The organism is Flavobacterium selenitireducens, assembly GCF_014748335.1.
Lineage (GTDB): Bacteria > Bacteroidota > Bacteroidia > Flavobacteriales > Flavobacteriaceae > Flavobacterium > Flavobacterium selenitireducens.
Genome location: NZ_JAAVIY010000009.1, coordinates 113,573 through 127,125 on the forward strand (window position 1 = coordinate 113,573; position 13,553 = coordinate 127,125).

Annotated in this window: 9 protein-coding genes; 1 reads left to right on the forward strand and 8 read right to left on the reverse strand. The window is 41.0% G+C overall.

Annotation, left to right across the window (positions count from 1 at the left end):
* Positions 1 to 30 precede the first annotated feature (30 nt).
* From HC229_RS13350 to HC229_RS13385, 8 genes are all read right to left on the reverse strand, one after another.
* On the reverse strand, positions 31 to 3,084 hold the full coding sequence (locus HC229_RS13350; RefSeq protein ID WP_191020995.1) for an HsdR family type I site-specific deoxyribonuclease: 3,054 nt from the start codon (positions 3,082 to 3,084) through the stop codon (positions 31 to 33).
* A complete protein-coding gene (locus tag HC229_RS13355) occupies positions 3,081 to 5,066 on the reverse strand; it encodes a GmrSD restriction endonuclease domain-containing protein (RefSeq protein WP_223845613.1) in 1,986 nt (661 codons plus the stop codon). Before HC229_RS13355 ends, HC229_RS13350 begins: the two co-directional genes overlap by 4 nt.
* Positions 5,056 to 6,819, reverse strand: coding sequence for a DUF262 domain-containing protein (locus HC229_RS13360; protein ID WP_191020997.1), 1,764 nt, complete (start codon positions 6,817 to 6,819; stop codon positions 5,056 to 5,058). Before HC229_RS13360 ends, HC229_RS13355 begins: the two co-directional genes overlap by 11 nt.
* A 57-nt stretch (positions 6,820 to 6,876) precedes the next feature.
* On the reverse strand, positions 6,877 to 8,016 hold the full coding sequence (locus HC229_RS13365; RefSeq protein ID WP_191020998.1) for a restriction endonuclease subunit S: 1,140 nt from the start codon (positions 8,014 to 8,016) through the stop codon (positions 6,877 to 6,879).
* 11 nt (positions 8,017 to 8,027) lie between these two features.
* Complete coding sequence (locus tag HC229_RS13370) at positions 8,028 to 10,466, reverse strand: type I restriction-modification system subunit M (RefSeq protein WP_191020999.1); 2,439 nt, start codon at positions 10,464 to 10,466, stop codon at positions 8,028 to 8,030.
* A gap of 139 nt (positions 10,467 to 10,605) precedes the next feature.
* Positions 10,606 to 11,061, reverse strand: a complete 456-nt coding sequence (locus HC229_RS13375; RefSeq protein WP_191021000.1) for a lipocalin-like domain-containing protein — start codon at positions 11,059 to 11,061, stop codon at positions 10,606 to 10,608.
* 696 nt (positions 11,062 to 11,757) lie between these two features.
* Positions 11,758 to 11,976 carry a hypothetical protein gene (locus tag HC229_RS13380; protein ID WP_191021001.1) on the reverse strand — a complete coding sequence of 73 codons (219 nt, stop codon included), beginning with the start codon at positions 11,974 to 11,976 and terminating at the stop codon, positions 11,758 to 11,760.
* Positions 11,977 to 12,145: 169 nt separating this feature from the next.
* Positions 12,146 to 12,364 carry a hypothetical protein gene (locus HC229_RS13385; protein ID WP_191021002.1) on the reverse strand — a complete coding sequence of 73 codons (219 nt, stop codon included), beginning with the start codon at positions 12,362 to 12,364 and terminating at the stop codon, positions 12,146 to 12,148.
* 659 nt (positions 12,365 to 13,023) lie between these two features.
* Between HC229_RS13385 and HC229_RS13390 the strand changes: the two genes are divergently transcribed.
* Complete coding sequence (locus HC229_RS13390) at positions 13,024 to 13,545, forward strand: helix-turn-helix transcriptional regulator (RefSeq protein WP_191021003.1); 522 nt, start codon at positions 13,024 to 13,026, stop codon at positions 13,543 to 13,545.
* Positions 13,546 to 13,553: the final 8 nt, after the last annotated feature.

Consider the following 13,553-nt stretch of genomic DNA (forward strand, 5'->3'; position numbering starts at 1 on the left):
CTGCCTATTTTTATGTTTTCTATCTGCAACTTAGTACTCGTCTTTGTGTTGATCCACTATTTGATACACCCTTTCCGCCAACGTATCATCTTCCACAACTCGTTTTATAGCGTTTTTCACTTTTCGCTGTTTCATCAAATTGTCTCTAAACCCTTCCTGTCTGGATTCTCGGACTGCGTTATCGCAGTCAAGTGTCAATTGCTCATTGTTATCCAATGTATGGTACAAAGCTACCTTACCTTTGGTGTCAAGTGACTTCGGAACATCGTCTTTTTTCCCTCGATTCACCATTTTTATCAGAGCGGCCATTTTTTTAAGATATTCCTGATATAGGATTGAAGCGCGCTTTCTGGCCTCAATGAGTTCCGTTAGCAGTTTAGACATTTCGTCGAAATATTTCGGATCGAGCAAATGTTCCTCGACGATTTTACTCCGGACATTATTCTCGATTACTTCGGCGACTGCCTCTTGATTACCTCTAATGGACTCAGGCAAGCTGCTGATCGCGCCGGTCATATCGGTTTCCATCAAATCCAATAATGATATATCTTCAAACGGGGAAATCAACACCGATTCTTCAGCCCGGATATAAGTGTCAAGCAGAAAACGCATATCGGCCTCATAAACTTTCATATCGATGACTTCGTTGCTTGCAATTCGGATAACTTCGCGCACGTTCAGATAAAAATCCAAACGCTCCTTAAAACGTTTGATAGTTTTTTCATCGTAGCCTGACAACTCAAAGTCGGTCGTCATATTTGCGAATGCCCTAATATACTCAACAATTGCCTTATAAAGAGCCATTCGCTTGTATTCGTTCGCCTTCAGGTCTTCTTCGCTTTCAGTGTTTCCACAAAAATATTGAATGAAGTTCAGGTCTGCCTTTGGCGCTGGAACATTTTCGCACAATGCTTCAACCGTTTCTAAAGCTACCTCCACACGGTCAGCAGCAACTTTCAAACGATCCTTCAATTGTATCGAAACTTGTTCCTGTGTAAATCCCTCACTAGCCAATTCAGAAGTATAGACGTCAATAGCATCGGTGACATTGCCAAATAGCTCCATGTAATCGACTATATATCCGTAGTCCTTATCATCCGTATCTAAACGATTAACGCGACAAATTGCCTGGAACAAAGTATGATCCTGCATTTTTTTATCGATGTAAATATAGCTGCATGGCGGCGCATCGAATCCGGTTAAGAGCTTCGAGACAACAATCAGCAACTTCATTCTCGCCGGTTGTTTGCGAAAAAGTTCTTTTACTTCACTTTCGTACGTTTCGGTTTTCGATTTGTTGCCCTTGGGATTTACATCGTTCAGAAGTTCAGTGTAAACTTTATAAATAAACTCTTTATCGGTTTCGGTGGACGCTCCTGTATCTTCCAGCGTGATGTCGCCAGCATTCGGATTGTACGATGTGACTACAGCGCATTTCCCTTTAAGTTCCGTATTCAGAAACAGAGAATAATATTTTACCGCCTCATAAATACTCCCGGCAACCAGAATCGCGTTTCCCGATTGGCTTGCCAAACGTGGCTTTGTACTAAAATCGACTATGATATCGGCGACTATTTTTTCCATCCGGCCTTTAGAACTCAACACATTCTGCATTGTGCCCCATTTCTTTTTCAGTTCATTTCGCTGAAAATCGTTAAGCCCTTTTGTCTTAGCATCGAACCATTGATCGACCTTAGCTTGTGAAGTCAAATTTTGTTCGATGCTTCTTCCCTCGTACATCAAATCTTTTACGACACCATCCTCAACCGCCTCATTGAATTTGTAAGTATGGATGTATCGCCCAAAGACATCCATCGTGGTTTTTTTATCTTCTTTCAATAATGGCGTACCTGTAAAACCAATGAATATCGCCGTTTGCAGAATAGCCTTCATTGCCTCATTGAGCTTTCCGCTTTGTGTTCGGTGGCACTCATCTACAAATACGAATATTTCGCCCTGTGTTTGAATCGGATTTTCTCTGAGCTCTTTGATAAACGCGTCAAAATCTGTTTCGCCGCGATTGCCAAACTTATGGATCAGCGAACAAATCAGCCTCGGCTTTGAGGCTTGTAAATAGTGCATCAACTCGTTACCTGACTTGGTTTTCGCAATATCAGTTTCGCCTACATCATTAAACACGCGTTCAATCTGATCATCTAATTCGGTTCGGTCGGTAAGGATTACGATGCGCGAATTTGGAACATTTTCAAGAATCCATTTGCCAAGCATCACCATCATCAGGGATTTGCCAGAACCCTGCGTATGCCAGATAATTCCGCCTTCTTTGCGCCTTATGAAATCCTGAGATTCTTTTAATGCAAAATATTGATGAGGACGTGGAAGTTTTTTAATGCCTGCATCATAAATCACCCCATTATACAGCAAGTCGATAATGCGCGATTTTTCGCAAAGCTTCCTGAGATATTTGTCCAGTTTGTAGCCTTCATTGTCCTGCTCGTCCTCTTTCCAGCTTAGATAATACTTTTGCTTGGTATCTGTGGTTCCATATCGCAACCCTTGCGTGTTATTTCCCGCCATGATAAGCTGAATCGTGGTGAAGAACCCCTGCGAGAAAACTTCCTGTTGGTTCGAAATGTTTTGACGGATGCTCTCGGCAACATCTACCGTTCCGCGCTTGAGCTCTAAAATGCCGATCGCTATGCCGTTTATGTACAAGACGATATCAGGCCGACGGTTGTGCTGTTTGTTGTTGAGCGTAACTTCTTCGGCGATAGCAAATTCGTTTTGCTTCCAGTTTTTCCAATCTATCGGAAAAATAGTTTCAAACTGTTCCCCAAGTTCCGGTCGCGCTTTAACGCCGTACCGCAACAGATTGTACATTTTTTGGTTGCGGTCATACAGATTTCCGGAATTGGACGAAGCCAATTGCGATACTTCGCTAATGGCTTTGTCAATTAATGTTTCTATGTAACCTTGTTTTTTAAGAAATTCTCTCAGGTAGCTTTCTTCTACATTGCTGTTGTTGGCGCGATCTTCCCAATTGCCATAATAGACATAGCCCAACTGCTCGGTGAAGAGTTTGATGATGCGGTTTTGGGTTTGGCGTTCTATGGGGTTGATCATGATTGGGAAATATTTTTAAGAGCTTCCCTGTTCCTTGGCTTTCCGATATTCATAAGATAACATTTAGAATCATCTGATGAAACTGCAATCATTTTCGATTTGCATGACCTTTGAAGGATTTTAGGATCTGCAATAATTCGTTTTTTCCAGGTTGGAAGCGTTTCGTAGCTAGTGGATTGCGTAAAATCCCGAAGGTGTTCATCGATACAATCTTTTGCCAAAAGTTTTTCAACGACATCTGCGAAATAGGTCCGAAAATTTATGTTCAAAGAATATCCTCGTAAATCGCCGGTACTTTCAATAAGGCACCGCTTGGGAAGTTCCAAAACATATACCCATGAAGTTGTCCAATATTCATAATACCTATGATCTTGGCAAGTAAGAAATAATGCACGCACTTCATCTATGAAATCACTATCATTAAAATATTTATTGAACAAAATGCCGATTGATCTCATTAGAGAGTAGTTTGAATTAGCCCGATTTTCAATGTAATAAAGTACAAATTCAGCACGCCCTGCGCACAATCTTGTGTCCTCTACAAATTTTAGATCCTCATAAAGAAGAACACCATTTACAATTAGCTTACTTTTCTTTATTTCCTCAGATACCTGCCTTTCTGAAAATTTCGATTTTATATTATAAGTTGACAAATACAAATGAATTTCATGGCATCCCGCTGACAATTCTTTGATTAATTGTAATGCCCCACGAAATGTTTCAATGCTGTCAATCGCTGAGTTCGAAACTATGTTCCTAACAACTCGAATCCATTTGTTGTATTCAGAATTATTATCATTAGCATACATATTGGTGATAAAACAACTATGGGCGTAAATCAAAACTCTAGCAGGGTAAGTAAGGTTCTCTGAAATTAGAGCACTATCTATATTTGTATGATTAAAATTCCACAATGGTAGATCACAAATAAAACTACGGGACAGAAGTGCATAGTGATCTAAAAGCCTGTAAAGATTTTGATACGATTGTGAGTCAAAATATCTCTCTGAAATATTACCTTTATTTTCTAAAATATTATAGAGTAAATCATTCACGGTTATTTTTTTTGTAGCAGAAAGTTCTTGGTCTTTACCCTTAAAACTTGCAACCATCGATTTAACTAATTCGTCTCTAGTTGCGATTTCGGTGATAAGAAATTGCTGAAAAAAATTGATAACAAATAGGTCAAACGATTCTCCAGTCTTCCCATCATTCCAAAAATAATCTGTCCAGATGCCGTCAAATCTCGTAGAAAAGAGTTCATCATAATTATGATCAGTTTCCCATTCGTTAACTTTAATGTGACCGATCAAATCTGCTTTTAAATTTTCGAATGCGGAAAGTGACTTCCCTCGGGCATTCATCTTAATATATAAATCGTCCGAAAGACCGAATTTTTGTAATTCAAGAAATTCAAAGGTGATGTCCTTATTGCCAGGGTTTGTTAAGTAGTTGAAACCATTCTCCGCTCCGAAACATTGACTGTGTATTTCGTCGAGCATACCAAGAGCAGATACAACCGTAGGATCATTATTCCAGAACTTAATAAACCAATTCTGATTTTGTAATTTCTTACTCAGCTCTGTTTCAGCCTTAAGGCTTATCTCAGCATCGATAAGATTTTTGAAAAATTCTTTTGAAGAAATGCGCGTACTATATGAAAATTTTCTAAAGACATCTTTTATTTCCTTATGGCTTAACTTTTTATCCCGTATCGCAAAATATAGATGATATAAAAATAAAGTTGTGAGCCGTTGCTGTCCGTCTAAAGGAAAGAAGACGGAGTCTTTAACATTTCCATAAATGAAATCAAGCTTAGTTGGATTGTCGATATCGGCATCCTTAAACTTTGAAACGATACTTTGACGGATTTTGATATTTTTTGCATCACCCTGCACATAATCCCTTTGGATGATTGGAATTTCTATCATATATGTAGTTAGAAGCTCCCAAAAGCTAGCGTTATGAATGTTACTGCTCATTATAATAAACACTTAGGGTTTCAACAATATTTTTTAGATACTCTGCTCGGTCCTGTTCTGTCCAAAAATGGTTATGCTCAACATTTGTCGAATAATATTTCATAAAGAGATTCTTAGTGCATATCGGAATGAACTGACCGCTCCTATCCTTTTCAATAATTTTGCTGCGTTTTTCAGGAAATACGGCATTCTTATATCCTCTATTCGTTTTTGAATCGAGAAGCGCCAAATTACCTAGCATGTTAGTCGTATCATCTGTCTTTGAATTAGGTCCATTAAAATACTCAACAACATCATGAAATAATTCCTGAAAAATATCGGCTTTCCAGTTTTGGCAACGTTTCATCAGATTAGCATCTTTTATATGATTTATTGCATCATTGATCCAAGCGTTTTTATGTGCATCGTTATCAGGAATTTTTTCGGTTACTGAACCAATGTGCTCAATATCCCATCCATTTTTTTTGTCTTTAAGCTTCTTAAATGGAAACTTAGAATCATCTGACTTGTTTTGATTCATTGTTTCAATATTATGAAGCAACAAAATTCGTCGTAAAGTTGCCTGATTGCTTTTATATTCAATTTTTTCTAGATCGCATCCGATGCTGAGCAAGAATGAGGTAATACCACCGTTCAAATAGCTTTCAAACTTACTCTTGGTATCTGAGTTGTATTTTGCCAGCATATTTTGAAGTGTGTAATGTTGCAAATCACAATAAATTAAAAAGCCAATTTTATTATGAAGTATAGGATCATTAAACCACTCTAAGAGAATTAAATATGTTTTCTTGATCGCGTACCACTGGTCAAATATGTACGATTCGGATTTGTACTGGAAGTCGTTGAAAAATTCTAAAAATGTAAAATTTTCATCTCTCAGACCCAGGGGCTTACGTTTTATCAGATCAAGTAGAAACTCAATTCGGGTCGGAATATCGTTTTGTTCCTTATTTATGAAAAGCCAAAAAGAATCGTCATGAAGTGTGTATTCTATATTTTCCCAGTCCAAAGAAATTTGCAACTGTTTGTGATAAAGTGAACCGCTATTTTCGAAATTGGAAGAATTTAAAAACAGTGCTTTCACAAGTTCCGCATTGGTAAGCTTTATCTTTCCTGTATTGATGCGCGTAAATATTTCGATGGCGTCCTTTTCATAAGTTTGATACCAAATTACTTGAGTCTGATCATATAGCTTAATAATGAACTTATCATAATTGGAGCACTCGGCCTCAAACCAGTCATGAATTTTATTAAATGCTTGTGAAATATGAAAGTAGTCTATATTGGAACGATCATCTTCCTGACCTATAATGATATTTTTCAGAAATTCTGAACTGCTCTCTCTTGATTGATAATGTATTGTTGGTTCAGCGTCTTTCTTCGATCCGCGGAACCTTTCATTTATATAGTGGATTATTAAAAAAATCGTGGTTAATCTTTGCTGTCCATCGATAACCTCAAACCAATCCAAATCCTGATTCTGATTGAATGCCAGAGGAAAACTTGTCATTTTTTTAACTACTAGAGGCTGTAAACAATACCATGTGTCGGTTCCACTTTCAATCGTTTTTGATTCAAATGAGTAAATATCATTAAGAAGCTGTTCAACCTCAACGGTTGTCCATCTGTATCCCCGTTGGTAATCCGGTATGAAATAATTCAGGTTAGAAATATCCCTGACTGTACGGGGTTGTAAATATGCTTTCTGCATCTCTTGACGTTGGTCTATTGAGCGTAATTTTTCCTCACTCATATTTTTATTTCGATTAAAGCTTTTGTTATCAATCTTTTTACAACCACAATCATTTCGCTACACCAACCTCACCCTCCCCGTCAGCAACTCCTGCATCATGCCTCCTTTTACCTGCCGGGCTTTGGTGAGTTGCCTTTCCAAAGCTTCCAGCTCCGCATCCATATCCGATAATATCGTGGCGATGCGGGTTTGCTCGGTGAGCGATGGTAATGGAATTTCTGTATTTCTGAATTCTGACATTCCCACCAAGTTTTTCATTGCTCCTCCTTGAGTGTCATCAATAATTTTTGATTGTATTTTATCATATTGAAATATATGTCCAAAATACCCGAAATCAATGATTGTGGGATTAAGCCTTATAATCAAAAGAGCCTGATTAATAATACCTTTCTGAAATATTTGCGGTATCCTAAATAGCTTTCCAATAGTGCCTGAACAACTAAGAATAAAATCATTAGCCTTAATTTCAAATCTTCCTAATTCTTTAAATTTAGCAGTATCAACAAAATACTTTCCTAGATGAACTGATTTATAGATTGCATTTTTTTGTTCATAAACTTTATATCCATTTTTGACAAAAAATTCCTTTTTCAAAGCACCGCCAAATGGACCTCTAATCAATCCTCCGTCTATAGTTATTTCCCCCAACTTCTTCACTTCCCAATCCTCCTTAGGCGTCAACAATTCCTGCATTGCCCCTTGTTTGATGAGGCGTTTTTTGGCGATGAGTTGCTCCAGGCTTTCTATCCACGCATCGGCATCACTCAAGGCTTCCGCTATCGCTTCTTGTTCGGGTAAGGGTGGAAGGGGAATTTGAATTTGTTCTAAAGTATTTTTATTTAAACTTGGAACACCTGATGCTTCATTGTATTCTTTCCAAGGTATCCTTCCAAATTGATAATAAATATATTTTGCTGTTGTTTTTTGAAAAGAATGAGTGAAAAATAAAGTATCAACTGTCCAAAATTTGCCAGTTAGAAAAACAGGTTTATCGATAGTTCCTTTTCTACCAATTCCAACTGAATTTCCATCGTACAAAAAATCATTAACCAAAGTCATTAATCCTCCAGTTCCATAAACAGGTATATCGCCTTTTTTAAGATGTTTATAATCACGTCCACTTCCGAATTTCAAAACTTCTGATAATTTCACAACTTCCCAATCCTCCGGCAACAAACCAATCTCTGTCTGCTTCATTGTATTTTCCTTTACCATACCAATCCCATTTTTTGCAGGTGAGCCAATACTTTTTGCGAAGCCTCCACTGTCTTGGTTTCCAATGTTGGCATAGCCTGTTGGTAGCGGTCTGCCAGTTCCTTAATGCGCTCAGTAAGGTTTTGGCTCAGCTTTTCCTGTTCGCTTTGCAATGCCTGTTGCAATACGGGTGTCCATTTGTGGTTAATCACCATATCTTTTATTTCGGCTTCGGTTAACAAAGGATATTGCGCTACCACTTTTACTTCCAAATTCTCTTTTGCAATTTTTATCAGTTTGGTAATGCCACCCAAAGCTTCCTGCGTATCAATATAGTTTTTAATGTATTTCAATTCTTCCTTAGAGGCATTATCAGCTTTACGTTCTTTGTAAAAATCTTTTACGCTTTTAAGATTTATTTTCTCCAAATCACTGAAAATGCCTTCCTCTCCACTGTTTTCTTCTTCTATTTCCGCAAGGGCTTCCTGCGTAAGGTTCAGTTGATTTTCTAAATCCTGCAAACTGTCATTTTGTTCCTTAAAGAAATACTGTATCATCATTTCCGGCGTTACCATTCTGCCTTCAATACCCGCCAAACCTGAAATTTCCTTGTCTTGTGCCGTTTTGCCGTCTTTTCCTTTTTTACCTTTGATGACTAGTCGGGTGTATTCGTTTCCTGCCTTCCAGCCGTCTAAAGCAATCGAATAAAAATCGTCCTGCATCACTTCGTTCCAGTATTGCATCAGGTGTTGGTACATCGCATAACGGTTTACCAAAGCATTGTTTTCAAAATGGCCCAGTATGGTTTGTGCCGATGTTTCTATGGCTTCTTTTACCGCAAAACCTTTATCTAAATTGTTCCACTTCGTTTGCTGTTCGTGCAACCATTTGTCAAAAGCGGTGTGCATTTTTGTATTAAAGGCTACAAATTCGGGATGGTTGAAAATGGTGGTTTTAATGGTTTCCGCAGGTACTTTCAATTCAAAATAACCTGCTCTTGCCTTGTTGAACAAATCGGCTTTCAACGAAGGGAACAAATCCCAATACGCCTGCAAACCATCCACATCTTTCTGTGGAATGCCACCTGACAGATGCCCCGCCAAATCCTGAATGTCTTCGGCTTCCTGCGTATCAATATACCGTGGAATGTTGAGGTTGTAATCGTTTTTAGAGTCGGAAATTTCTGTCATCGACACCATTCGGCTAAACTTCGGCACTTCGGCTAAAGCATCAAACACATCAGTAATCTTGCGGATGTCCTGCTCCCGCAATCGGTTTTTGTTACCGTCTTTCACAAAGCCTTTGCTTGCATCTATCATAAACAGACCTTTGCGGTGTTCGGCATTTTCTTTATCCAGCACAATAATACAAGCCGGAATGCCCGTACCATAAAACAAATTGGCGGGCAAACCAATAATGGCTTTTATGTAGCCTTTCTTTAAAATATTTTTACGGATTTCACCCTCGGCATTCCCACGGAACAAAACACCGTGAGGTAATACCACCGCACCTTTACCATTGGCTTTTAAAGATTGTAAAATGTGCAACAGAAAAGCGTAATCGCCATTCTTTTCCGGCGGAACGCCTAAAGCAAAACGGTTATATTCATCACTGTCCACATTCACACCATTGCTCCAGCTTTTCAACGAAAATGGCGGATTGGCAACCACGTAATCAAATTTTTTAAGCGAGCCATTCTGCTCTTTGTAAAACGGACGTGATAGCGTGTTGTCCGCTATGATGGTCGCCGTTTCGGCACCGTGAAGGATCATGTTCATTGTAGCCAAGTTGGCCGTCGTTCCCTCCTTTTCCTGGCCGTACAAATCAATTTGTCTTCCCGCTTCGTTCATCACCTTGAGCAATAATGAACCCGAACCGCAAGTTGGATCATACGCACTGGTTTGAGTCGTAGCATTACTCGGCCTTATCCCGATGACTTTTGCTAAAATTCTGGAGACCTCTGCCGGGGTGTAAAACTGCCCTTTGCTCTTGCCGCTTTCTGTGGCGAAGTGACGCATCAGGTATTCGTAAGCATCGCCAAGAATGTCATCGCCTTCAGCAGAATTCTTGGAAAAATCCAGACTGTTATCATTGAAGATGCGCACCAGGTTAGATACTGTTTCTACAAGATCTTTACCTTTTCCGAGCTTTGATTCATCATTAAAGTCAGGAAAGTCATTCAGCCCGTTGGCTTCTTTGATTTTGTTCAAGACTTCCTTATTGATGCGGTCGCCAATTTCAGGATTTCCGATCATATTGACCATATCCTCAAACGATGCACCTTTAGGTATTTCGATCGCAAAGTCGCGATCTTGTTTTGCTTTGTCTGAAATGTACTTTACGAAAAGCATGGTGAGTACGTAATCTTTATATTGAGAAGCGTCCATGCCGCCGCGCAACTCATCACAACTCGCCCATAACGAGCGGTACAGTTCGGTCTTTTTGATTGCCATAGAGTAATTTATGAATTGGGACTAAGATATTTTACCCCTTGGTAAATCTATACTAAATAGACAGAAAATCCTACGCGTGCAAGGAACCGCCAGTTCGATGCCGCACATTTAGGAATATCCGCGATAAGCGTAGTTTACTTTAATCAACTTTTACATATGTGGCAATATATTGTTCAGCCGAAATTAACTCCCCTCCCTCCCAAGATCCACTGGGTGTCTCTTGTAAATTATAAATTGCCTTTGTCACGAGTTGATTTTCGCTTATACTCACAATTTTATCTTTAGTAACCATTGAGGCTTCAGTTATCGTGATGACATTATCGGAAATTGAATATTCGCCCTGATAAGGATAGACCGCGCAATCGCCCGTTCCTGATTCTTCACTGGAATTATATATGGTCGAAAAATTGGCGTTGAAGGTTAAAGTGCTTTCCATTTCGCAGTCATCCAAGCTGTTGGATTCGCCGGGATAAGCGATCGACTGCAGCTTCCAAGTTCCGAGAAGTTCGTTTGCGCTGGTGTTGGTACTGTCATCATTAAATGAGCAACTGAATAGACTTGCGATAATGGTCAATGCAATAATTTGTTTTCTCATTTGTTTTGGCTATTTATTTTGTCCTATAATGGTTCCAAATATAACGGATGTTTCAAGCTACCGTTACGGTTTCCCACAAACAACCGATATTCTCGACAAACTACCCACCCTTCCCAAACGTTAGCATTTCAAAAGGTCTTTTGGAAATCGAAATACCTTATTTTACCGCAAATTTTCTTCCCAAGCCCCTTTACCCGCAGCGCAGCGGAGAAATCGAGACCCATGCGAGATGATGTATTTCACATAATTTCCGTGCGTGAAGATTGCTTCGCCAGTCGCAAGTTCGTGCCAGCGGAGCTAATAAATAAAAATGATTCCGCTTAGTCGCGGCGTTCAACCGTGCAGGCGGGAACCTGATATTCCGAAATTTCGCTAAAATGAAAAGCTATCTGCACCGAATGCATTGTCCCACAAACACAAAACCCTCTTCCCGCTACCACTTTATCCGCAGCGCAGCGGAGAAATCGAGGCCCATGCGAGATGCTGTCTTTTCACATAATTTTCCGGGCCCGAAGATTGCTTTGCCAGTCACAAGCTCGTGCCAGCGGAGCTAATAAATAACAAGCAAATACCGCTTAGTCGCGGCGTTCAACCGCACGGGCGGGCACCTGACATTTCGAAATTTCGCCAAAATGAAAAGCTGTCTGAGCCGAACAATAGGCTCTATCACTACCAAAGGTTAACGGCGAGTTTTTTTCATTTTCGAAATTCGGAATAGTCAGGTCGCCGAGCGGTTTGCCGCTCCCGCATTTTTGCTTCTTTTTCTGCGATGAAAAAGAAGGCCCCGCCGGCAAGGCGACCCGCGGTGGTGGCTTTGATCGCGTAGGCGAGCACCTGACGCCACACAGAGTCGCTGAAATCAAAAGCTGTTTGAACCGAACACATCACCCCACGAACACAAACCCCTCTTTCCATGACCACTTTATCCGCAGCGCAGCGGAGGATAAATAAAAATAATTCCGCTTAGTCGCGGCGTTCAACCGCGCAGGCGGGCACCTGACATTCCGAAATTTCGCAAAAATGAAAAACTGTTTGAGCCGAACAATAGGCTCTAGCACTACCAAAGGTTAACGGCGAGTTTTTTTCATTTTCGAAATTCGGAATAGTCAGGTCGCCGAGCGGTTTGCCGCTCCCGCATTTTTGCTTCTTTTTCTGCGATGAAAAAGAAGGCCCCGCCGGCAAGGCGACCCACGGTGGTGGCTTTGATCGCGTAGGCGAGCACCTGACGCCACACAGAGTCGCTGAAATCAAAAGCTGTTTGAACCGAACACATCACCCCACGAACACAAACCCCTCTTTCCATGACCACTTTATCCGCAGCGCAGCGGAGGATAAATAAAAATAATTCCGCTTAGTCGCGGCGTTCAACCGCGCAGGCGGGCACCTGACATTCCGAAATTTCGCAAAAATGAAAAGCTGTCTGAGCCGAACAATAGGCTCTATCACTATTAAAGGTTATCGGCGAGTTTTTTTCATTTTCGAAATTCGGAATAGTCAGGTCGCCGAGCGGTTTGCCGCTCCCGCATTTTTGCTTCTTTTTCTGCGAGAAATCGAGGCCCGAGCCCAAAGTATCAAAGTTGACTGTTCTTTCCGGGCCCAAAGATTCAGCGAAGCTAAAAAGAAGGCCCCGCCGGCAAGGCGACCCGCGGTAGCGCCCCCGACAGCGCAGCTCTCGCAAAAAACAAATAATTGAGTGGGATGAGCTCGGTAGTGCCCCACGACAGCGCAGCTGGCGCGAGATAATTATGATTTGTCACGAGATAACCAAGGCCCCGCCGACAACGCGACCCGCGGTAGCGCCCCCGACAGCGCAGCTGGCAAAAAACAATAAGTAAATGGATGCCCCGCATCAGCACCCCATTACCACTCCCCTGACAAACACCAACCCTGTTGCAAAAAAAATACAAACATAATTTTGCAACAAACTCGTTGCAAAATCGTATCTTCAAAAAAATTGCAATAATGAAAAACAAAACCCTCCGCTCCCACCTGTTACTAACCCAGGAAGAAATGGCCCATCTCCTCGGGGTATCCCGCGGCCACTACTCGATGTATGAGTTGGGCCGGCGCGATCTTCCGGTGTCGGCACTGCAAATCGCAGCGGAATTATCGGTTTCGTTGGGAATCTCAGGGAAGTTCCCTAAAGAAAAACTGTCCGCTCCCGCTCCCACAAAACAGCATGTGGCGGAAGAACAGCGGCTGATAGCCCGCCTGCTTAACGAAAACGACTACCAACGCACGCTGGTTGCGCGTAAAATCGCCACTGTAGAAAAAGCCCAAACAGCGGCCCGACGGATATCCGAACTCCAGGACTACCTGAAAAAACGCGCGTCCAAAAATCCAAACCCAACTCCCATCGCATTCTCCACCGATAAAAAGAAAAAGTCGGCTGCCGGGGCCGATGCGAACCTTATCGCACTCCGGTTACGACAAGAATGGCTGGAAACTGAAAAAAAATTCCTTGAATCGAAATCTCGCGGATAATAACAGTG